The sequence below is a fragment of the Streptomyces sp. CHD11 genome (genome assembly GCF_018638295.1).
Classification (GTDB): Bacteria; Actinomycetota; Actinomycetes; order Streptomycetales; family Streptomycetaceae; genus Streptomyces.
In genome coordinates this window covers 1-20,862 of the sequence record NZ_JABTTS010000011.1, presented here as the reverse complement: position 1 = coordinate 20,862, position 20,862 = coordinate 1, and the positions used below count along the sequence as shown (strand labels likewise).

General features: G+C 71.5%; 19 protein-coding genes. 17 read left to right on the top strand and 2 right to left on the bottom strand.

The genetic code is table 11. The annotated features are described in order from the left end of the window. The first annotated feature begins 65 nt into the window (after window positions 1-65). A complete protein-coding gene (locus HTV45_RS14770; RefSeq protein WP_215206218.1) occupies window positions 66-917 on the top strand; it encodes an NAD(P)H-binding protein in 852 nt (283 codons plus the stop codon). 142 nt (window positions 918-1,059) lie between these two features. On the opposite strand, the gene HTV45_RS14765 is transcribed toward HTV45_RS14770, so the two are convergent. Beyond that, on the bottom strand, window positions 1,060-2,205 hold the full coding sequence (locus HTV45_RS14765) for a YihY/virulence factor BrkB family protein (RefSeq protein ID WP_215206217.1): 1,146 nt from the start codon (window positions 2,203-2,205) through the stop codon (window positions 1,060-1,062). A gap of 89 nt (window positions 2,206-2,294) precedes the next feature. Here HTV45_RS14765 and HTV45_RS14760 point away from each other — a divergent pair, with 89 nt between their 5' ends. The 15 genes from HTV45_RS14760 (at window position 2,295) to HTV45_RS14695 (ending at window position 17,556) form a co-directional block, all read left to right on the top strand. Next, window positions 2,295-3,929, top strand: coding sequence for an acyl-CoA dehydrogenase family protein (locus HTV45_RS14760; protein ID WP_215206216.1), 1,635 nt, complete (start codon window positions 2,295-2,297; stop codon window positions 3,927-3,929). A 339-nt stretch (window positions 3,930-4,268) separates the two neighbouring features. Then, a complete protein-coding gene (locus HTV45_RS14755) occupies window positions 4,269-5,528 on the top strand; it encodes a helix-turn-helix domain-containing protein (protein ID WP_215206314.1) in 1,260 nt (419 codons plus the stop codon). Window positions 5,529-5,873: 345 nt separating this feature from the next. After that, complete coding sequence (locus HTV45_RS14750; protein ID WP_215206215.1) at window positions 5,874-7,151, top strand: hypothetical protein; 1,278 nt, start codon at window positions 5,874-5,876, stop codon at window positions 7,149-7,151. 282 nt (window positions 7,152-7,433) lie between these two features. Continuing rightward, a complete protein-coding gene (locus HTV45_RS14745; protein WP_215206214.1) occupies window positions 7,434-8,006 on the top strand; it encodes a GNAT family N-acetyltransferase in 573 nt (190 codons plus the stop codon). A gap of 127 nt (window positions 8,007-8,133) precedes the next feature. Beyond that, entirely contained in the window at window positions 8,134-8,217 is an 84-nt protein-coding gene (locus tag HTV45_RS35215; RefSeq protein WP_310887545.1) for a putative leader peptide, read from the top strand. 127 nt (window positions 8,218-8,344) lie between these two features. After that, the gene (locus HTV45_RS14740; protein WP_215206213.1) at window positions 8,345-10,060 is read left to right on the top strand and encodes a nitrite/sulfite reductase; all 1,716 of its coding nucleotides are present in this window, start codon (window positions 8,345-8,347) and stop codon (window positions 10,058-10,060) included. Then, a complete protein-coding gene (locus HTV45_RS14735; protein WP_215206212.1) occupies window positions 10,057-10,236 on the top strand; it encodes a hypothetical protein in 180 nt (59 codons plus the stop codon). The genes HTV45_RS14740 and HTV45_RS14735 overlap by 4 nt, the downstream gene beginning before the upstream one ends. Next, on the top strand, window positions 10,233-10,943 hold the full coding sequence (locus HTV45_RS14730; protein ID WP_215206211.1) for a phosphoadenylyl-sulfate reductase: 711 nt from the start codon (window positions 10,233-10,235) through the stop codon (window positions 10,941-10,943). Before HTV45_RS14735 ends, HTV45_RS14730 begins: the two co-directional genes overlap by 4 nt. After that, complete coding sequence (gene cysC / locus HTV45_RS14725; RefSeq protein WP_251692112.1) at window positions 10,940-11,506, top strand: adenylyl-sulfate kinase; 567 nt, start codon at window positions 10,940-10,942, stop codon at window positions 11,504-11,506. Before HTV45_RS14730 ends, cysC begins: the two co-directional genes overlap by 4 nt. Continuing rightward, window positions 11,503-12,438, top strand: a complete 936-nt coding sequence (gene cysD, locus HTV45_RS14720) for a sulfate adenylyltransferase subunit CysD (protein WP_215206209.1) — start codon at window positions 11,503-11,505, stop codon at window positions 12,436-12,438. Before cysC ends, cysD begins: the two co-directional genes overlap by 4 nt. Window positions 12,439-12,440: 2 nt before the next feature. Continuing rightward, window positions 12,441-13,775: a sulfate adenylyltransferase subunit 1 gene (locus tag HTV45_RS14715; RefSeq protein ID WP_215206208.1), complete on the top strand. Its 1,335-nt coding sequence runs from the start codon at window positions 12,441-12,443 to the stop codon at window positions 13,773-13,775. A 223-nt stretch (window positions 13,776-13,998) separates the two neighbouring features. Continuing rightward, the gene (locus HTV45_RS14710) at window positions 13,999-15,102 is read left to right on the top strand and encodes an aliphatic sulfonate ABC transporter substrate-binding protein (protein WP_215206207.1); all 1,104 of its coding nucleotides are present in this window, start codon (window positions 13,999-14,001) and stop codon (window positions 15,100-15,102) included. A gap of 36 nt (window positions 15,103-15,138) precedes the next feature. Then, on the top strand, window positions 15,139-15,927 hold the full coding sequence (locus tag HTV45_RS14705) for an ABC transporter ATP-binding protein (RefSeq protein WP_215206206.1): 789 nt from the start codon (window positions 15,139-15,141) through the stop codon (window positions 15,925-15,927). Then, window positions 15,914-16,810: an ABC transporter permease gene (locus HTV45_RS14700; RefSeq protein ID WP_215206205.1), complete on the top strand. Its 897-nt coding sequence runs from the start codon at window positions 15,914-15,916 to the stop codon at window positions 16,808-16,810. Before HTV45_RS14705 ends, HTV45_RS14700 begins: the two co-directional genes overlap by 14 nt. Window positions 16,811-16,818: 8 nt before the next feature. Further along, window positions 16,819-17,556, top strand: a complete 738-nt coding sequence (locus HTV45_RS14695) for a sirohydrochlorin chelatase (RefSeq protein WP_215206204.1) — start codon at window positions 16,819-16,821, stop codon at window positions 17,554-17,556. Between the two features lie 82 nt (window positions 17,557-17,638). On the opposite strand, the gene HTV45_RS14690 is transcribed toward HTV45_RS14695, so the two are convergent. Continuing rightward, the gene (locus HTV45_RS14690; RefSeq protein WP_215206203.1) at window positions 17,639-18,187 is read right to left on the bottom strand and encodes a DUF1697 domain-containing protein; all 549 of its coding nucleotides are present in this window, start codon (window positions 18,185-18,187) and stop codon (window positions 17,639-17,641) included. 373 nt (window positions 18,188-18,560) lie between these two features. On the opposite strand from HTV45_RS14690, the gene HTV45_RS14685 reads away from it, so the two are divergent. Next, window positions 18,561-20,816, top strand: coding sequence for an MMPL family transporter (locus HTV45_RS14685; RefSeq protein WP_215206202.1), 2,256 nt, complete (start codon window positions 18,561-18,563; stop codon window positions 20,814-20,816). Window positions 20,817-20,862: the final 46 nt, after the last annotated feature.

Here is a 20,862-nt window from a genome sequence, read left to right as displayed (position 1 = left end):
CGGGCTTATGGGGATGAGCCGTTCGACGATGGTCGCGTGCGCCGCAGCGGAGTTGACTCGGTGGCATGACGGACATTGCGAAGAACACGAAGAACGCGAAGGACATGACCCTGGTCGTCACCGGTGCCTCGGGGCGTACCGGGAGCCGGGTGGCGCGCTCCGCCGAGGCGGCGGGGCTGACGGTACGGGCGGCGTCGCGGACGACCGGCTTCGACTGGGAGGACCGGTCGACCTGGGCGGACACCCTGCGCGGGGCGGACGCGGCGTATCTGGCGCACCCCGCCGATGTCGGCGCCCCGGGGATCGCGGAGGCGGTCGGTGAACTCGCCGGGGTGGCGCTGGGCCTCGGGGTGCGGCGGCTGGTGCTGCTGTCCGCGCGGGGCGAGGACCAGGCGCTGCCCACCGAGGAGGCGCTGCGTGCGTCGGGTGCGGACTGGACGGTCGTACGGGCCGCCTGGTTCGCGCAGAACTTCAGCGAGGGGCCCTTGCGGGGGGAGTTGCTGCGCGGGGAGCTGGTGTTCCCCGCGGGGGAGGTGGCGGAGCCCTTCGTGGACGTGCGGGACGTCGGGGAGGTGGTGGTGGCCGCGCTGACGGGCGGGGAGCGGTATGCGGGGCGGACGCTCACGGTGACCGGGCCCCGGCTGCTGACCTGGCGGGAGGCGGTCGCGGAGATCGCGGCGGCGACGGGGCGGGCGCTGGCGTACCGGGCGGTGCCGGCGCGGGACTACGGGGAGGCGCTGGTGGGCTTCGGGGTGCCGCCCAGGGAGGCCGCGTTCCTCACCGGGGTGTTCGAGACCCTGCTCGACGGTCGTAACGCGCACGTGGAGGACGGGGTGCGGCAGGTGCTGGGGCGCGGGGCGCGGGACTTCGGGGACTTTGTGGCGGAGGGGGTGGTGGCCGGGGCGTGGGCGGCGTGAGACGGGCGGCTGGTTGATTCGCAGCCGCCGCCGCTTCCCGTCCCCACCTGGGGCTCCGCCCCGGACCCCGCTCCTCGATCGCCGGAAGGGCTGGGGCAGGAATCGCCGGAGGGGCTGGGCAGGTCTGGCCGGTCGGGAAGGCTCACTTCCCTTCCGGGGGCGGCGGGGTGTCGCGGTTTCCCGGGTGGATCGGCTTCGGGTGGGCGCGCAGGCGGGCGGTGACGTCCTCCGGGGGAAGGAAGCGGGACCAGCGTTCGGGGAACTCGGACGGCATGTCGGGGTCGGCCTCGCCGGCCGTGACGGCGGTGCGGGCGACGTACTCGGCGACCTGCGCCTGCCGCATCCGCTCGTTCGCCTCGCGGGCCGCCGCCGTCGCGGCGGCCGGCCAGACCCGGTCGATCGCCGCGTTGACCGCGGCGCCGACGAGCACGGCGAACGCGGAGACCCCGATCCACAGCAGGACGGCGACGGGGGCGGCGAGGGAACCGTAGATGGTCGGGCCCTCGACGGTGTTGGTCAGGTAGATCCGCAGCAGGAAGCTGCCGAACACCCACATGCCGAGGGCGACCAGCGCGCCGGGCACGTCCTCGATCCAGGGCGAGCGCACGGGTACGGAGACGTGGTAGAGCGTGGTCAGGAAGGCGACGGACAGCAGGATCACGACCGGCCAGTACAGGATCTGGACGAGCGTCGTCGACCAGGGCACGATCTCCACGACCGCGTCCGGTCCCGCGACCATCAGCGGCAGCGCGATCGATCCGATCAGCAGGGCCACGATGAACAGCAGGAAGGCCAGCAGCCGGGTCTTCACGATGCCCCGGACGCCGTCGAGGCCGTACATGACGGTGATGGTCTCGATGAAGACGTTCACCGCGCGGGAGCCCGACCACACGGCGATCAGGAAGCCGAGGGAGATCACATCGGGCCGGCCGCCCTTGGTCACGTCCCGCAGGATCGGCTCCGCGATCTGGCTCACGCCCCGGTCGGAGAGGACCGTGCGGGAGGCGTCCAGGAGGTTGCGCTGCAGACTCTGGATGGTGTCGGCGCCGGTCCAGGCGTCGACGTAGCCGAGCAGGCCGATCATGCTGAGCAGCAGCGGGGGCACCGACAGCAGGGTGAAGAACGCCGCCTCCGCCGCCAGGCCGAGGATGCGGTACTCCATGCAGGAGTTGACGGTGTCCTTGAGCAGCAGCCAGGCGGTCCTGCGCTTGGAGACATTGCGGTAGAGGGCCCTGGCCCGGTGGAGGCGGCCGGAGGGCTCGTCTGGGGATTCACTTGCTGGCTGCACGAACCAAAGGTATCCGTCGTGCCTGGTCGCACTCACCCGGAGGCGGGATCGCGGGGTGAGGCCGGCCCGCCGCGGGGTACGTTCGGGGCATGGCAGGCACCACGCACACCGTGACCAACCAGGCTCCCCCACTCGTGCAGTACGACGTCTTCGGCGCCGACCGGGCTCTGACGGAGGCGGTCGAGCGGCATCTGGCGGCCGACGTGCTGGACGAGGGCCTCGGCGAGCTGTCGGGGCTCGGGCGGGCGGTCGGGTCCGCTCAGGTACAGGAGTGGGGGGTGCAGGCCAACGAGTATCCGCCGCGGCTGCGCACCCACGACCGCTACGGTCACCGGATCGACGAGGTCGACTTCCATCCCGCCTGGCACCGGCTGCTCGGCAAGGGGGTCTCGGCGGGGCTGACGGGGGCGTGGGGGCGGCCGGGCGGGCACGTGCGGCGGGCGGCGGCGTTCCTGATGTGGACGCAGGCGGAGGCGGGCAACGGGTGCCCGCTGTCGATGACCCACGCGGCGGTGCCGGCGCTGCGCACGGATCCGGCGCTGGCGGCGGAGTGGGAGCCCCGGCTGATGTCGACGGTCTACGACCGTGCGCTGCGGCCCCCCGGGCAGAAGCCCGGCGCGCTGTTCGGGATGGGCATGACGGAGAAACAGGGCGGCAGCGACGTACGGGCGAACACGACGGCCGCGCGGCCGCTGGCCGAGGACGGCGCGTACGAGCTGACCGGGCACAAGTGGTTCTGCTCGGCACCGATGTCGGACGCCTTCCTGGTGCTGGCGCGGGCGCCCGGGGGGCTGACGTGTTTCCTGGTGCCGCGGGTGCTGGAGGACGGCACGCGCAACGTGTTCCTGATCCAGCGGCTGAAGGACAAGCTGGGCAACCGGTCCAACGCGTCGGCCGAGGTCGAGTTCGCCGGGACGTGGGCGCGCCGGGTCGGCGAGGAAGGGCGCGGGGTGCCCACCATCATCGGGATGGTGGCGGCGACCCGGCTCGACTGTGTGCTGGGCTCGGCGGGGCTGATGCGGCAGGCGGTGGCGCAGGCGGTGCACCACTGCACCTACCGGGAGGCGTTCGGCGGCAAGCTCGCCGACAAGCCGCTGATGCGCAACGTACTGGCCGATCTGGCGCTGGAGTCGGAGGCGGCCACCACGCTGGCGCTGCGGCTGGCGGCGGCGTACGACGACGGCGGTGAGCAGGAGCGGGCGCTGCTGCGGATCGCGGTGCCGGCCGCGAAGTACTGGGTGACCAAGCGGTGTGCGCCGCTCGCGGTGGAGGCGGCGGAGTGCCTGGGCGGCAACGGGTACGTGGAGGAGTCGGGCATGCCCCGGCTGGTGCGGGAGTCGCCGCTGAACTCCGTCTGGGAGGGCGCGGGCAATGTCCAGGCGCTGGACGTGCTGCGGGCGCTGCGCCGGGAGCCGGCGGCGCTGGACGCGTATCTGCGGGAGGTCGGACAGGCACGGGGGGCCGATCACCGGCTGGACGCGGCGGTCAAGGACCTGCTGACGGAGATGGCCGATCTGGAGGGCGTCGAGGGCCGGGCGCGGCGGCTGGTGGAACGGCTCGCGCTGGTGCTCCAGGGATCGCTGCTGGTGCGGTACGCGCCGCCCGAGGTGGCGGACGCGTTCTGCGCGTCCCGGCTGGGCGGCGACGCGGGCGCGGCCTTCGGGACGCTGCCGCACACACTGGACCTGGCATCGGTGGTGGAGCGGGCCCGGCCCGTCTCCTGATCCGAGGGGCGCGGGGAACTGCGCGACCAGCCACCCGCTGCCCGCGGCTTCCGCCGCGCGGCAAGCCGCGCGCGCAGGTCCGGCCGACAGGCGAACGCGGGGGTGGTGCTGCGCCGACACGGCACCACCCCCGCCGCACGGGCCCCTTGAGAGCCGTGGACGCCGCTCGGGACGGCGTCGATCAATCTTCAAACAGTCCCCGGCGGTCCACCAGGGTTGCAAGGGGTTGCAACTTACTGTTCCCGTCCCTGTACTGAGCGTCTTCACCGCGGGCAGACGGCAGTATGGGGTTCTGGGTCCGACAGCTTTCTTCCGGGAGGTCCGGTGGCGCTCTCGCCGATGGACGTGTCGCAGCTGGCCGCCGTCGACACGGCGCGTGCGGCGCGGGTGCTCGACGAGGTCCGTTCCGCCGCACTGTCCGGGCAGCGCATGCCCATGGCTCCCCGGCCGGTGATCGGGCAGTCCTGGGAGCGGATGCTGCGCGGCGGTGTGGACCCCGAGCGTGATTTCCGCAGTGGGCTGCTGTCCCGCGAGGAGGTGCGGCGGCGCCGGGAGACGTCGACGCTGCGGCAGGTGCTGCCGGTGCTGCGGGAAGGGCTGCTGTCGGTCGCCGACGTCGCCCGTCACATCGTGGTGGTGGCCGACGAGGAGGGGCGGGTGCTGTGGCGGGAGGGCAGTGCGCCGGTGCTGCGCAAGGCGGACGGGCTGGGCTTGGAGGTCGGCGCGGACTGGCGTGAGGAGGTCGTCGGCACCAACGGCGTGGGCACACCGGCGGTCACGGGGCGCCCCGTACAGGTGTTCGCTTCCGAGCATTTCGTACGGTCGCACGCCACCTGGACGTGTGCGGGGGCACCGATCACGGATCCCCGGGACGGCCGGCTGATCGGCGTGGTGGATGTGAGCGGTCCGCTGGAGACGATGCACCCGGCCACGCTGGCCTGGGTCGACTCGGTGGCGAAGCTCGCCGAGGCGCGGCTGCGGGAGACGCATGTGCGGTCGCTGGAGCGGCTGCGCACGGTGGCGGCACCGCTGCTGGCCCGGGCGGGCGGGCGTGCGCTGGTGGTGGACCGGCACGGGTGGACGGCGGCGGTGACGGGGATGCCGTACACGGAGCGGCTGGCACTGCCCAAGTCGGTGTCGGCGGGCATGCGATGGCTGCCCGTCCTGGGACGGTGCTCGGTGGAGCCGCTGGCCGGGGGCTGGCTGGTGCGGGCGGCGGACGAACCGGTGGCACGTGCCGGGACGAGGATCGTGCTGGACCTGCGGGAGCCGCGCCGCTGGTCGGTCGAGGTGTCCGGCGGAGCCGGCTCCTGGGCCCGCGAACTGAGCCCACGGCACGCCGAGTTGCTGTATCTGCTGGCCGTGCGCCCTGCCGGGCGCAGCGCGGCGGCCCTCGCCGAGGCGGTCTTCGGCGATCCCGGGCGCACGGTGACGGTACGCGCGGAGATGTCCCGCGTGCGCCGCTATCTGGGCCCGCTGCTGGACCACCGCCCGTACCGCTTCACCGAGTCGGCCGAGGTGGACATCCTTCTCCCCGAGCAGCCCGACCCCCTGTTCCCTCACTCGCACGACCGCCTCACGGCGGCGCGGGGGCACTGAGACCTGCGGGGCCGAAGGCCGTAGCGGGCGTGGGGATTTCACCCCCGCCCCTTCCCTCCCCCACCCTCGGCTTCGCTCGAGCGGGAGGCGCCCCCACCGTCCCCGGGGACTGCGCCCCCAGCTCTCCCTTTTGCGCGGTTCTCCGCGCCCCTGTGGGCCAGGACGCTGCCGTGTGGGCGGGTATGTGACGTGGCCGTGCTTCTTGGGGCGGTCGGTTCGCATATTTGTGGGGTCCTCGTCACCCGGGGCGGCCGGCTGCCGTAGCATCCCGGTACGGGCACCCCAACTGCTCCACGGTCAACCCACGGATCAGCGGACGCAGTCGGCTCGCCCCGGGAGGACGATATGAGGCATCGCGGCAGGCACCGCCGGCGCAGGCAGGGCAGGGCCCTGCGCGCCGGGCTGGCCGGAACCGCCCTCGCGCTGACCGCGGCGGCGACCATGATCAGCGCTTCCCAGGCCACCGACGCCGACGATCCCGGTGCGCTGAAGCCGCTGACCGCGTCCACCGAGACCACGCCGCTGCGGCTGACCGGGCACGACGTTCCGGGTGCGGCGCTCGACCGCCTCGCCCGGGGCATGGGCCGGCCCGTCGGGGTCTCCGCCGTGCTCGCCGACCCGGACGGCGCACTGAGTGACGCGGAGGACTGCACGGACGACGACCGGCGCGCCCTGCCCGTCGAACCGTCCGCCACACAGGCGTACTGCTGGCCCGGCGAGGACACCGACGGCTGGCGGCCCGGTGCGGTCACCACCTCCGGGGACGCGGAGGAGGACGGCCGCTGGGGAGCGCACCGGGTCATCCTCTCCGGGTGGAGCCGGAGTTCGGGCTCGGCGGCGGAGCAGGGGCTCGCCCGGGTCGCCTTCGTGAACGCCGGTGACACCGGCGAACCCCGCTACACCTGGGCGCTGCTCGCCGTTCCGGTGGACGGGGGCCGTGACTACCGCGGGCTGGGTTCCACCGTGTCCGGCATGGTCTGGTACCAGGACAAACTGCTGGTGACCACGGGCCGGGGCGAGGGCGGCGCACTGTACGTGTACGACCTGGACCGCGTACTGCGGGCGACCGTGGAGGGCACGCCCGTCGGCCGGGTGCCCGGCGGCTGGTCGGCGGCCGGGGCGCGGTACGTCCTCCCGGCGGTCGCCTCCTACCGGACGGCCGGCGCCGGAGCCCCGCAGCCGGGCGGCATCTCGCTGGACCGCAGCACCGCACCCGACAGCCTGGTCGCCCACGAGGCGGCGCCCGCGGACGAGGACGGGCCGACCCGGCTGTGGCGGTACTCCTTCGGCGCCGGCCCGGAGCGCGCCGGACTCCTGGAACCGGACCCGGTCGCGGTGTACGAGACGGAGCTGACCCATGTACGCAGCGTGCTGTCGTACCGGTCGGGCTGGTATCTGGGCCGGATGACCGGGACGCCGGACGAGCGCGGCACCCTGTGGCGGCAGGACACCGACGGGGCCCGTCCCACCCGCTGCGGGGCGGACGAGACGCACCGCTGCTGGAGCGGCGAGGCGACATCCCTGTCCTACTGGCAGGAGACGGGCGAGGTGTGGTCCCAGTCCGGACGGATGCTCTTCGCGCTGCCCCTGACGTCGGTGGACCGGTCCCTGGACGACGACTAGAGACCCACGGGAACCACGGGAACCACGGGAACCACGGGAAAGCAGTACCGGGAAGCAAGCTGCCTCCATCCCCCGGGAGGTCCCCCGGAGGGCCGGCCGGACACCCTCGTCCGCGTTCCGCACCGCGGTCCGGCCGCCGGCGTCGGACCGCCCTGATCCTTCTGCCGGTGACTGCTCAGGGCCGGACTGCCCCGGCTGCGGCCGGGGCAGCCCATGAGGTGCCCGTCCGGGGCCTGAGCAGGCGTTCGACAGGGACGGGGCCCGGGTGGTTACCTTCCGGACATGACGACCCTCTCCGTGACCACCTGGTCCCTGGAGCAGACCGCGCCCACCGATCTCCGTCCGGCCGCAGTGCCCGAGGGGGATGTACGGGTGGTCCGCTCCGAGGTGCCCTCCCCCGAGTTCAGCCGTTTCCTGTACGCGTCGGTCGGCGGTGACATCCGCTGGACCGACCGGCTGGGCTGGACGTACGCGCAGTGGCTGGAGCATCTGGACCGGCCCGGGGTGGAGACGTGGGTCGCCCTCGACCGCGGCACGCCGGCGGGGTACGTGGAGCTTCAGGCGCAGGAGGAGGGGGTCGTCGAGATCGTCTACTTCGGTCTCCTCCCCGCCTTCCGCGGGCGCCGCATCGGCGGCCATCTGCTGTCGTACGGCACGGCCCGCGCCTGGGACCTGGCGGACCGCCGGCCCGGGCTGAAACCGACCACCCGGGTGTGGCTGCATACCTGCAGCAAGGACGGCGAGTTCGCCCTGGGCAACTACCGGCGCCGGGGTTTCACCCTGTTCGACACCAAGGTCGAGAACGAGCCGGCGGTGCCGGCTCCGGGCCCGTGGCCGGGGGCCTACCCGGCCTGACCGGCATCGGCAAGACCGCGGACGGCTCGTGTGACCAAGGACACCCTCGTCTCTCATTTCGAGACCAGGGTGTCCACATTTCGGATAACGGTGGACTGTGTCCAGACGGCCGTGCCAGGCTTCCGCCATGCCTGGAACTGGAATCGCCTTGGTGAGTCGGCGGCACGTCGACCTCGGCCGCATGTCCAGCGCCATCTGTCCGGCGCGCTGAGAACACCCAGCACCGCCCGGCATTTCCTTCTTCACTCACTCCCCGCGCAAAGACGCGCACTCCCACCGTGCGCCTGCATGCGCAGGTCAGAGACGCATTCACGCCTGTCCCGAAGGACGTATCAACCATGGCCGCCACCCCGCAGAACCCTGCCGCCGCGCAGAAGCCTGCCGCCGCGACTCCCCGCCGCAAGGTGAGCCGTCACCGCGGAGAGGGACAGTGGGCCGTGGGGCATCTGACGCCACTCAACGGCAACGAGCAGGTCAAGAAGGACGACGACGGTCTCAATGTGCGGACACGTATTGAGACGATCTACTCCAAGCGCGGTTTCGACTCGATCGACCCCAACGACCTGCGTGGCCGGATGCGGTGGTGGGGTCTGTACACCCAGCGCAAGCCCGGGATCGACGGCGGCAAGACCGCGGTCCTGGAGCCGGAGGAGCTGGACGACAAGTACTTCATGCTGCGGGTGCGGATCGACGGCGGAGCGCTGACGACCCGCCAGCTCCGGGTGATCGGCGAGGTCTCGCAGGAGTTCGCGCGCGGCACCGCCGACATCACCGACCGGCAGAACGTCCAGTACCACTGGATCCGCATCGAGGACGTGCCGGAGATCTGGAACCGTCTGGAGGGCGTCGGCCTGTCCACGGTCACCGCCTGCGGCGACACCCCCCGCGTGATGATCGGCTCGCCCGTCGCCGGCATCGCCGAGGACGAGATCATCGACGGCACCCCCGCGCTGGACGAGATCAAGCGCCGCGTCCTGGGCAACAAGGCGTACTCGAATCTGCCGCGGAAGTTCAAGACGGCCATCTCCGGTTCGCCCGTCCTCGACGTGGTGCACGAGATCAACGACGTCGCGTTCGTCGGCGTGGTCCACCCCGAGCACGGGCCGGGTTTCGACCTGTGGGTCGGCGGCGGTCTGTCCACCAACCCCAAGCTGGGCGTGCGGCTGGGCACCTGGGTGGCCGGCGAGGATGTGCCCGACGTCTACGAGGGCGTCCTGTCGATCTTCCGCGACTACGGCTACCGCCGGCTGCGCAACCGTGCCCGGCTGAAGTTCCTGGTCGCCGACTGGGGCGCGGAGAAGTTCCGGCAGGTACTGGAGGACGAGTACCTGAAGCGCAAGCTGACCGACGGACCCGCGCCCGAACAGCCGTCGCAGCTGTGGCGCGACCACATCGGTGTGCACCGCCAGAAGGACGGCCGTTACTACGTCGGCTTCGCCCCGCGCGTCGGCCGCGTGGACGGCACCACCCTCACGAAGATCGCGGACCTCGCGGAGGCCCACGGCTCGGGCCGGGTGCGGACCACCGTCGAACAGAAGATGATCATTCTCGACGTCGGGGAGGGCCAGGTCGACTCCCTCGTCGAGTCCCTGGAGGCGCTGGACCTCAGCGCCAGTCCCTCCCCCTTCCGGCGCGGGACCATGGCCTGCACCGGCATCGAGTTCTGCAAGCTCGCCATCGTCGAGACCAAGGCGCGCGGCGCCTCGCTGATCGACGAACTCGAGCGCCGCATCCCGGACTTCGACGAACCCATCACCATCAACCTCAACGGATGCCCGAACGCCTGCGCCCGCATCCAGGTGGCGGACATCGGTCTCAAGGGCCAGCTGATGCTCGACGACGAGGGCGAGCAGGTCGAGGGTTACCAGGTGCACCTCGGCGGTGCGCTCGGCCTGGAGGCCGGCTTCGGCCGCAAGGTGCGCGGGCTGAAGGTCACCGCCGACGACCTGCCCGACTACATCGAACGGGTCCTCAAGCGTTTCCAGGCCGAGCGTGAGGACGGCGAGCGGTTCGCGGCCTGGGTCGGACGCGCCCCGGAAGAGGCGCTGTCGTGAGCGAGCGTGCCGCGCCGTTCCACTGCCCCTACTGCGGCGACGAGGACCTGCGTCCCGGGGAGCAAAGCCACGGGACCTGGGAATGCGGCGGGTGCAACCGAGCCTTCCAGCTGAAGTTCCTCGGGCTGCTGGCCCGTGGACTGCGGCGCCCCGACACGGGAGAGGACCGGACATGACGACCGTTCAGAACGAGCGGACGGCACAGGAGTTGAAGGAGCTCGCCGAGCAGGCGGGCCGGGATCTGGAGGACGCCTCCGCCCTGCACGTCCTCCGGTGGGCCGCGGCGACCTTCGCCGGCCGCTTCTGCGTGACCTCCTCGATGGAGGACGCGGTGGTCGCCCATCTCGCCTCCCGCGCGCTGCCCGGCGTCGACGTGGTGTTCCTCGACACCGGCTACCACTTCCCGGAGACCATCGGTACCCGGGACGCGGTCGAGGCCGTGATGGACGTCAACCTCATCACGCTGACGCCGCGGCAGACGGTCGCCGAACAGGACGCGGAGTACGGCCCGAAGCTGCACGACCGCGACCCCGACCTGTGCTGCGCGCTGCGCAAGGTGCGGCCGCTGGAGGAGGGCCTGAAGGGCTATCAGGCCTGGGCGACCGGACTGCGCCGCGACGAGTCCCCCACCCGGGCGAACACCCCGGTCGTCGGCTGGGACGAGAAGCGGCGCAAGGTGAAGGTCTCCCCCATCGCCCGCTGGACCCAGGACGACGTGGATTCCTACGTCGCCGAGCACGGAGTGCTCACCAACCCGCTGCTGACGGACGGCTACGCCTCCGTGGGCTGCGCGCCCTGCACCCGCCGGGTGCTGGAGGGCGAGGACGCCCGCGCCGGCCGCTGGGCGGGCCGCTCCAAGACCGAGTGCGGACTGCACGGATGACGAACCCCCGGATTCAGGAGAGCGACGTGACGACCGGAGCCACCGTCTGGCTCACGGGTCTGCCGAGTGCGGGCAAGACCACCATCGCCCACGAACTGGCCGCCCGGCTGCGCGAGCGGGGCGGGCGGGTCGAGGTGCTCGACGGCGACGAGATCCGCGAGTTCCTCTCGGCGGGCCTCGGCTTCACCCGCGAGGACCGGCACACCAACGTGCAGCGCATCGGCTTCGTCGCCGAACTGCTCGCCCGCAACGGCGTCACCGCGCTGGTCCCGGTGATCGCGCCGTACGCCGACAGCCGGGAAGCGGTGCGGGGGCGGCACGCGGCGAACGGCACTCCGTATGCCGAGGTGCATGTGGCGACCCCGGTCGAGGTGTGCTCGGTACGCGATGTGAAGGGCCTGTACGCCAAGCAGGCAGCGGGTGAACTCACCGGGCTCACCGGTGTGGACGACCCCTACGAGGAGCCCGAGACGCCCGACCTGCGGATCGAGTCGCAGAACCAGACCGTGCAGGAGTCCGCGGCGTCGGTGTACGCCCTGCTCAGCGAAAGGGGACTGGCATGACAACCGTCGCCACTGCCGAGGAGGGCACGGCCAGCCCGTACGCCCTCTCCCACCTGGACGCCCTGGAGTCCGAGGCGGTGCACATCTTCCGTGAGGTGGCGGGTGAGTTCGAGAAGCCGGTGATCCTGTTCTCCGGCGGCAAGGACTCCATCCTGATGCTGCACCTGGCGCTGAAGGCGTTCACGCCCGCGCCGGTGCCGTTCTCGCTGCTGCACGTGGACACCGGGCACAACTTCCCCGAGGTCCTCGCCTACCGGGACCGCACCGTCGCCCGGCACGGGCTGCGGCTGCATGTCGCCTCCGTGCAGGACTACATCGACCGCGGGGAGCTCCGGGAGCGCCCGGACGGCACCCGTAACCCGCTGCAGACCGTGCCGCTCACCGAGAAGATCCAGAGCGAGGGGTTCGACGCCGTGTTCGGCGGCGGGCGGCGGGACGAGGAGAAGGCGCGGGCGAAGGAGCGGGTGTTCTCGCTGCGGGACGAGTTCTCCCAGTGGGACCCGCGCCGCCAGCGCCCCGAGCTGTGGAACCTCTACAACGGCCGGCACGCCCCCGGTGAACACGTCCGTGTGTTCCCGCTGTCGAACTGGACCGAGCTGGACGTGTGGCAGTACATCGCCCGCGAGAACATCGAACTGCCCCGGATCTACTACGCCCACGAGCGTGAGGTGTTCGCCCGCGGTGGCATGTGGCTGACCGCCGGTGAGTGGGGCGGCCCCAGGGACGGCGAGAGCGTCGAGAAGCGGCGGGTGCGCTACCGCACCGTCGGTGACATGTCCTGCACCGGCGCGGTCGACTCCGACGCCGACACCATCGAGAAGGTGATCACCGAGATCGCCGCCTCCCGGCTCACCGAACGCGGTGCCACCCGCGCCGACGACCGGATGTCCGAGGCCGCGATGGAAGACCGCAAGCGCGAGGGGTACTTCTAGCCATGAGCACCATCACCACCGAGGAACTCGCGGCCACCACGCTGCTGCGGTTCGCGACCGCCGGTTCGGTCGACGACGGCAAGTCCACCCTGGTGGGCCGGCTGCTGCACGACTCCAAGTCGGTCCTGACCGACCAGCTGGAGGCCGTGGAACGCGCCTCCGCCTCCCGGGGCCAGGACGTCCCCGACCTCGCGCTGCTCACCGACGGCCTGCGCGCCGAACGCGAACAGGGCATCACCATCGACGTCGCCTACCGCTACTTCGCCACCCCCCGGCGCCGCTTCATCCTCGCCGACACCCCCGGCCATGTGCAGTACACGCGGAACATGGTCACCGGCGCCTCCACCGCCGAACTGACCGTGATCCTCGTCGACGCCCGCAACGGCGTCGTCGAACAGACCCGCCGGCACGCCGCCATCGCCGCCCTGCTGCGCGTCCCCCACGTCGTCCTCGCCGTCAACAAGATGGACCTCGTCGACTACCACGAGCCCGTCTTCGCCGCCATCGCCGAGGAATTCACCGCCTACGCCACCGAACTCGGCATCCCCGAGGTCACCGCCATCCCCATCTCCGCCCTCGCCGGCGACAACGTCGTCGAACCCTCCGCGCACATGGACTGGTACGGCGGCCCCACCGTCCTGGAACACCTCGAGACCGTCCCGGTCAGCCACGACCTCGCACACTGCCACGCCCGGCTGCCCGTGCAGTACGTCATCCGCCCGCAGAGCGCCGAACACCCCGACTACCGCGGCTACGCCGGCCAGATCGCCGCCGGCACCTTCCGCATCGGCGACGACGTCACCGTCCTGCCCTCCGGACGGACGACCACGGTCACCGGCATCGACCTGCTCGGCCGGCCCGTCGAAGCGGCCTGGACACTGCAATCGGTGACCCTCCTGCTCGCCGACGACATCGACATCTCCCGCGGCGACCTCATCGTCCCCACCCAGGACGCACCCACCACCACCCAGGACATCGAAGCCACCGTCTGCCACGTCGCCGACGCCCCCCTCACCATCGGCCACCGGGTCCTGCTCAAACACGGCACCCGCACCGTCAAAGCCCTCGTGAAGGACATCCCCTCCCGCCTCACCCTCGCCGACCTCTCCCTGCACCCCCACCCCGGCCGGCTGACCGCCAACGACATCGGCCGGGTCAAGATCCGCACCGCCGAACCCCTCCCCGCCGACTCCTACGCCGACTCACGCCGCACCGGATCCTTCATCCTCATCGACCCCGACGACGGCACCACCCTCACCGCCGGCATGGCCGGCGAATCCTTCGCCGCACCCGAACCGGTCAAGGACGAGGCAGAGGACGACGGATGGGACTTCTGAGCATGAACTCCCCCGATATCTACTCCACGTTCGCGAAGGAGGGCGGCCGCGTCGGCAGCGGGGCCCTCGGCAGCGGGACGGGCGGGGTGGGCCGATGTGTGCGATGACGTACGCGCACCGCTCGCGCGCCCTCACCCCCCGCCGCCGTAGACGAAAACCCGCCGACCTCCCGGCCACGATCTGACCGGACGTGACCGCCGGGCCTCCGAGAGGAACACCTCCCGTGCCTGCCACAACCGCCCTGCGCCGCATCCTCGCGGTGATGGCCGCGCTACCGCTGCTCACCCTGGCCGCCTGCGGCTACGGGTCCGAGGCGAAGGACGACGACTCCGTGAAGGTCGCCGCCGGAGCGAAGAAGATCGACGGACTCGACTCCGTCCGGATCGGCTACTTCGGCAACCTCACCCACGGCACCGCCCTGGTGGGCAAGCAGACGGGCCTCTTCCAGAAGGAACTGGGCGGCACGGAGGCGAAGTACGCCGTCTTCAACGCGGGTCCGTCGGAGATCGAGGCGCTGAACTCCGGCTCCATCGACATCGGCTTCATCGGCCCCTCCCCGTCCGTGAACGGCTACGCCAAGTCCGGCGGCAAGAACCTGCGGATCATCGGCGGTTCGGCGTCCGGCGGGGTGAGCCTGGTGGTGAACCCGGACAAGGTGAAGTCGCTGAAGGACGTCAGGGGCAAGCGGATCGCGACCCCGCAGCTCGGCAACACCCAGGACGTCGCGTTCCTCAACTGGGCGGCCGAGCAGGGCTGGAAGGTCGACGCCCAGAGCGGCACGGGCGACGTCACGGTGGTCCGCAGCGCCAACAAGGTCACCCCCGACGCCTTCAGGGCCGGATCGGTCGACGGTGCCTGGGTGCCGGAGCCGACCGCGTCGAAGCTGGTCTCGCAGGGCGGCAAGGTGCTGCTGGACGAGGCCTCCCTGTGGCCGGACGAGAAGTTCGTGATCACGAACATCATCGTGCGCCAACAGTTCCTCGAGGAGCATCCGAAGGCGGTCGAGGCGGTGTTGAAGGCGTCCGTCGAGGCCAACCAGTGGATCAACGCCCACCCGGAGGAGGCGAAGGCGGCCGCCAACAAGCAGCTGGAGGCCGACTCCGGCAAGGCACTGCCGGCCGAGGAACTCGACCCGGCGTGGAAGTCGATCCGGTTCACCGACGACCCCCTGGCGTCGACGCTCGACGTCCAGGCCGAACACGCCGTCAAGGCGGGCCTGCTGGAAGAGCCCGACCTCGACGGTATCTACGACCTCACCCTGCTCAACAAGGTCCTCGAGGCCGCCGGTGAGCCCGCCGTCGACGACGCCGGCCTCGGCGTCGGCTGAGTCCGGATCACGAAGAGTTCCCAGGAGGTGACGACCATGGCCACGACTCTCGCCAAGGCCGCCGACGGCACCGAGGCGGCCACCCACGCCGCCCGGATCGGGCATGTCTCGAAGTCGTTCGCAGGCCCGGCCGGACAGCAGCTCGTGCTGGACGACATCACCCTCGATGTCGCACCCGGTGAGTTCGTCACCCTCCTGGGTGCCTCCGGCTGCGGCAAATCGACACTGCTGAACCTGGTCGCGGGCCTCGACAAGCCCAGCACCGGCACGATCACCACGGACGGCCGCCCCGCCCTGATGTTCCAGGAGCACGCCCTCTTCCCGTGGCTGACCGCGGGCAAGAACATCGAACTCGCGCTGAAACTGCGGGGCGTGCCGAAGGGCGAGCGGCGAGGGCGGACCGAGGAGCTGCTGGAGCTCGTCCGGCTGAAGGGCGCGTACGGCAAGCGGGTGCACGAGCTGTCCGGCGGTATGCGCCAGCGGGTCGCGCTGGCCCGCGCGCTCGCCCAGGAGAGCAACCTGCTGCTGATGGACGAGCCGTTCGCGGCCCTGGACGCCATCACACGCGACGTGCTGCACGACGAACTGACCCGCATCTGGCGCGAGACGCACCTGTCGGTGCTGTTCGTGACGCACAACGTGCGCGAGGCGGTCCGGCTGGCACAGCGGGTGGTGCTGCTGTCCTCCCGTCCGGGCCGGATCGCCCGTCAGTGGACGGTCGGCATCCCGCATCCGCGCCGCATCGAGGACACCGCCGTGGCGGAGCTGTCCGTAGAGATCACCGAAGAACTCCGTGGGGAGATCCGCCGTCATGGCCAGCACTGAGACGACCGCCAAGGACAGCGACGGGGGCGACCTCGCCGGTCTGGAGGCGGGCCTCGACGCCCTGGAGACGGTGCACACCGGCCGCCGGCCGCTGCGGCAGACCTTGAGGGAGAAGGTCCTGCCGCCGTTCGTCGCCGTCGCGCTGGTGCTGGCGGTGTGGCAGGCCCTGGTCTCCTTCGAGATCGTCGACGATCCGACCAAGCTGCCCTCGCCCGGTGCGGTGTGGGACGTCCTCCACCAGGCCTGGCTGCAGGGCGAGTTGCTCGGCTACATCTGGACCAGCGTCTCGCGCGGCCTGCTCGGCTTCTTCTTCGCCCTGCTGATCGGCACCCCACTGGGGCTGCTGGTCGCACGGGTGAAGGTGATCCGCGCCGCGATCGGCCCGATCCTGTCCGGCCTGCAGTCCCTGCCCTCGGTGGCATGGGTACCGCCCGCGGTGATCTGGCTGGGCCTGAACAACTCCATGATGTACGCCGTCATCCTCCTCGGCGCCGTCCCCTCCATCGCCAACGGCCTGGTCTCCGGCGTCTCCCAGGTACCCCCGCTGTTCCTGCGCGCCGGCCGCACCCTCGGCGCGACCGGACTCAAGGGCACCTGGCACATCGTCCTGCCCGCCGCGCTCCCCGGCTACGTCGCCGGCCTCAAACAGGGCTGGGCCTTCTCCTGGCGCTCCCTCATGGCCGCCGAGATCATCGCCTCCTTCCCCGACCTCGGCATCGGCCTCGGACAACTCCTGGAGAACGGCCGCAACGCCAGCGACATGGCCATGGTCTTCGAAGCCATCCTGCTCATCCTGACCGTCGGCATCGCCATCGACCTGCTCATCTTCAGCCCCCTGGAACGCTGGGTGCTCCGCAGCCGCGGCCTGCTGGTGAAGAGCTGAGGCACCTCATGCGTCGTCCGGTACTTCTCGTCATCGCCCACGGCAGCCGCGATCCGCGGCACGCCGCGACCGTGCACGACCTGGTGCGGCGGGTGCGGTCGCTGCGGCCGGGGCTGCGGGTGGAGACCGGGTTCCTGGACTTCACCCTTCCCTCGGTGAATGGGGTGCTGGAGTCCCTGGACGCGGAAGGAGTCCGTGACGTGGTGGCCCTTCCGCTGCTGCTGACCCGCGCCTTCCACGCCAAGTCGGACATCCCGGCGGTGCTGGCACAGGCCCCTCCGCGGCTGCGGATCCGGCAGGCCGGGGTGCTCGGCCCGTCCCCGCTGCTGCTCTCGGCCCTGGAGCGCCGGCTGTACGAGGCGGGCCTCACGCCCGCCGACAAGTCCTCGACCGGGGTCGTGCTGGCCTCGGCGGGGTCCTCCGACCCGGAGGCGATCGCAGTGATCGCAGAAATCGCGCGGGAGTGGCGGCACACCGGTTGGTGCGCCGTGCGGCCTGCGTTCGCCTCCGCATCCCTCCCCCGCACCGAGCAGGCGGTCCGCGAGCTGCGCGCCCTCGGCTGCGCTCGCGTCGCCGTCGCGCCGTATGTCCTGGCTCCCGGCCGCCTGCCGGACCGGATCGCCCTCGGCGCGGCGGAGGCGGAGGTCCTGGCCGATGTGCTCGGTCCGGCGCCGGAGGTGGCGCGGGTGCTGCTGCAGCGGTACGACGAGGCGCGGGTGCCCCTGCTCACGGCGGTCGGCGCCTGACGCGTGCGCTCGACGGGTGACGGCGGGCGGACGGACGGACGGGCAGGAGTGCATGCGTTGACAGGTGCGCCGTCCGCAAGCCTCAGTCCCCCGTGAGTTCCACGAGTTTCGTCACCGTGTTCCAGTTGCGGGTGGTGACGACGACGTCCTTGGTGACGCGAGGCCTGGACAACTGCTCGGCGAGTCCGGAGCGGCCCAGCCCGTTCGGGGCGTACAGGTAGAGGGCACGGTCACCGAGGCGGAACTCCTCGGGCCGGTGGGCCACCTGGTCGATGCCGGAGAAGCGGTCGGGAGTGACGGGTGCGGAGAAGTAGGTGACGTGGAGCTGCCTGGGCTCCAGCTCGCCGGCCGGGTACGGGCAGGCCTCGACGACAGCCTTCAGGTAGGCGTGGTCGCGCACGATCACGTCCACGGCGAAGCCGAAGTGCGCTTCGATCGCCGCGGAGAGCTCCGCGGCCAGTGACTCCTCGTCGCCGTGGTCGGGAGTGAACACCGCCTGGCCGCTCTGCAGATGGGTGCGTACGCCCTCATACCCCAAGTCCTCCATGAGCGTGCGCAGTTCGGCCATCGGGACTTTCCTGCTGCCGCCCACGTTGATCCCGCGCAGCAGCGCCGCGTATCTCGTCGCCATGCCGCACACCCTAGGACGGCTGTCGTGCCCCGTGGGGGTGGGCACGACAGCCGGGCCCGCGCACGGCGGACTGCGCGAAACTCTGGCGGAACGACGCGGCCCGGATCAACCGCTCCCCGCACCTGTGACTTATTCAACAAGGTTGTGAAACCGGTGGCGGCACCCCGCGCCCTGACCGTCGCCCCTTATACGCCCGGATACGTGTAGGGGACCGCCGTCCTCCCCAGTGCGGAGGGACGGAACGCCGATGGGATGACTCCGGCCTCCGAAGCTTCACCGGCCAGCACGACGAGACCCGCTTGTCCGGGCCATACCTTCGAGAGCGGAAGGTGGCGGCAGGGGTCGCTGCCGCACACGAGGGAGCGAGCCCGTCATGGGGAACGGAGATACGCGGGTCCGGGGCCTGGCCGCCCGGGCGGGTGGCTGGAGCGCCCGGCACCGATGGGCGGCCGTCGGAATCTGGATGCTGTTCGTCGTTCTGGCGATGGGACTCGGTTCGGCCGCCGGCCGGGTCGATGTCGGCGACAGCGACCAGCTCAAGGGGGAGACCAACGCCGCCGCCCACATCGTCGAGGAGGCCGGCATCGAGGACCCGGCCGGCGAGACCGTACTCGTCCAGGCGAAGGACGGGGGCCTGACCGCCACGGACCAGGAGTTCCGGTCGGCGGTCACGGCGGTCGTCACGGCGGTGGAGAAGACCGGCGAGATCACGAACGTGACCTCGCCGTACGAGAGCGACACCATCTCCGAGGACGGGCGCAGCGCGCTGATCCAGTTCGACATGCGCGGCGACTCGGCCACCGCGGGTGAGCGGGTCGAGCCGGTGCTCGACGCCGTCGCGGAGGTCCAGCGGGACCACGAGTCGCTGCGGATCGAGGAGATCGGCGGCGCCAGCATCACGAAGACGTTCGACGACGCGTTCGGCGACGACTTCAAGAAGGCCGAGTACTCCGCGGTGCCGGTGGCCCTCGGCATCCTGCTGATCGCGTTCGGCGCGCTGGTGGCGGCGCTGCTGCCGGTGGCGCTGGCGATCACCGCGATCATGGCGACGCTGGGTCTGATGGGCCTGGTCAGCCACCTCCAGCCGATGAGCGAGACCGCGAACTCGGTGATGCTGCTGGTGGGTCTGGCCGTCGGTGTCGACTACTGCCTGTTCTATCTGCGCCGCGAGCGCGAGGAGCGGGCGGCCGGACGGGACGCGCAGACGGCGCTGCGGATCGCCTCGGCGACCAGCGGCCGGGCGATCGTCGTCTCCGGTGTCACGGTGTGCGTGGCCATGGCCGGCATGCTGTTCACCGGGATCGCCGAGTTCGAGGCGATGGGCCTGGCCTCGCTGATGGTCGTGGCGGTCGCCATGGTCGGCTCCGTCACCGTCCTGCCCGCGCTCCTCTCGCTGCTGGGCGAGCGGGTCGACAAGGGCCGTCTGCCGTTCCTGCGCAAGCGTCGCACGAGCGGTGGCAACGACAGCCGGTTCTGGACCGCCGTACTGAAGCGGGTGCTCGCCAAGCCGCTCCTGGCCGCCGTGGTGGCGACCGGCGCGCTGCTCGCCGTGGCCGCTCCCGCGGTCGGGATGAAGACGGAGAACCTCACGCTGAACCAGGAGTTCGGCGACTCGCTGCCGATCGTGCAGACGTACAACCGCGTCAACGAGGCGTTCCCGGGCGGCTCCGATCCGGCCGAGGTGGTCGTCAGGGCGGACGACATCAGCGCGCCCGAGGTGCAGGCCGCGCTCGCCGACTTCCGTGAGCAGGCGGTCGATTCGGGTGCCTCGCGCGGCCCGGTCGAGATCACGCTGCACGACCGGCAGAACGTCGCCCTCGTCCATGTGCCGCTGGTGGGCGGCTCCGACCAGGACAGGGCGGGCGAGAGCCTGGACAAGCTGCGCGACGAGGTACGGCCCGCCACGCTGGGCAAGGTGGAGGGGGTCGAGGCGCCCATCACCGGGCAGGTCGCCGGGAACAAGGACTTCAACGACCAGCTGGTCGGCTCCGTGGTGCCGGTCTTCCTCTTCGTGGTGGTCTTCGCCTTCCTGCTCATGCTGCTGTCGTTCCGCTCGGTCACCATCGCGATCACCTCGATCGTGCTGAACCTGCTGTCGGTGGGCGCCGCGTACGGCATCCTCGTGGCGGTCTTCCAGCACGGCTGGGGCGCGTCCCTGGTCGGCGCGGAGGGGGTCGGCGCGATCATCACCTGGCTGCCGCTGTTCCTGTTCGTGATCCTCTTCGGTCTGTCGATGGACTACCACGTCTTCGTGGTCTCCCGGATCCGCGAGGCCCGGATGCGGGGCCGTACGACACGGGACGCGATCCAGCACGGTGTGGTCACCACCGCCGGAGTGGTCACCAGCGCCGCGGTCATCATGGTCGCCGTGTTCGCCATCTTCGGGACGCTGTCCATGCAGTCCATGAAGCAGATGGGCGTCGGCCTGGCGGCGGCGGTGCTGATCGACGCCACGATCATCCGGGGTGTGCTGCTGCCGGCGGTGATGGCCCTGCTCGGCGAGCGCAACTGGTACCTGCCGAAGTGGCTTGACCGGATGCCGGACCTGACCCACGACGAGTCGCCGGAAGCGGCGGCGCAGGCGCCGCCGCGGTCGCGGGACGACGAGAGCGAGCGCGTACCGGCGTGATCCGCTGGACAGATACGGGTGGGCCCGGCGGTCTTCCGCCGGGCCC

What these genes read in the sequence shown, in the direction of transcription:
- HTV45_RS14705 (WP_215206206.1), top strand. Translation starts at nt 15,139, where the DNA reads ATGGCCACGACTCTCGCCAAGGCCGCCGACGGCACCGAGGCGGCCACC.
- HTV45_RS14760 (WP_215206216.1), top strand. Translation starts at nt 2,295, where the DNA reads ATGGCAGGCACCACGCACACCGTGACCAACCAGGCTCCCCCACTCGTG.
- HTV45_RS14745 (WP_215206214.1), top strand. Translation starts at nt 7,434, where the DNA reads ATGACGACCCTCTCCGTGACCACCTGGTCCCTGGAGCAGACCGCGCCC.
- HTV45_RS14740 (WP_215206213.1), top strand. Translation starts at nt 8,345, where the DNA reads ATGGCCGCCACCCCGCAGAACCCTGCCGCCGCGCAGAAGCCTGCCGCC.
- HTV45_RS14685 (WP_215206202.1), top strand. Translation starts at nt 18,561, where the DNA reads ATGGGGAACGGAGATACGCGGGTCCGGGGCCTGGCCGCCCGGGCGGGT.
- HTV45_RS14715 (WP_215206208.1), top strand. Translation starts at nt 12,441, where the DNA reads ATGAGCACCATCACCACCGAGGAACTCGCGGCCACCACGCTGCTGCGG.
- HTV45_RS14750 (WP_215206215.1), top strand. Translation starts at nt 5,874, where the DNA reads ATGAGGCATCGCGGCAGGCACCGCCGGCGCAGGCAGGGCAGGGCCCTG.
- HTV45_RS14755 (WP_215206314.1), top strand. Translation starts at nt 4,269, where the DNA reads ATGGACGTGTCGCAGCTGGCCGCCGTCGACACGGCGCGTGCGGCGCGG.
- HTV45_RS14690 (WP_215206203.1), bottom strand. Translation starts at nt 18,187, where the DNA reads ATGGCGACGAGATACGCGGCGCTGCTGCGCGGGATCAACGTGGGCGGC.
- HTV45_RS14695 (WP_215206204.1), top strand. Translation starts at nt 16,819, where the DNA reads ATGCGTCGTCCGGTACTTCTCGTCATCGCCCACGGCAGCCGCGATCCG.
- HTV45_RS14770 (WP_215206218.1), top strand. Translation starts at nt 66, where the DNA reads ATGACGGACATTGCGAAGAACACGAAGAACGCGAAGGACATGACCCTG.
- cysD (WP_215206209.1), top strand. Translation starts at nt 11,503, where the DNA reads ATGACAACCGTCGCCACTGCCGAGGAGGGCACGGCCAGCCCGTACGCC.
- cysC (WP_251692112.1), top strand. Translation starts at nt 10,940, where the DNA reads ATGACGAACCCCCGGATTCAGGAGAGCGACGTGACGACCGGAGCCACC.
- HTV45_RS14700 (WP_215206205.1), top strand. Translation starts at nt 15,914, where the DNA reads ATGGCCAGCACTGAGACGACCGCCAAGGACAGCGACGGGGGCGACCTC.
- HTV45_RS14730 (WP_215206211.1), top strand. Translation starts at nt 10,233, where the DNA reads ATGACGACCGTTCAGAACGAGCGGACGGCACAGGAGTTGAAGGAGCTC.
- HTV45_RS35215 (WP_310887545.1), top strand. Translation starts at nt 8,134, where the DNA reads ATGCCTGGAACTGGAATCGCCTTGGTGAGTCGGCGGCACGTCGACCTC.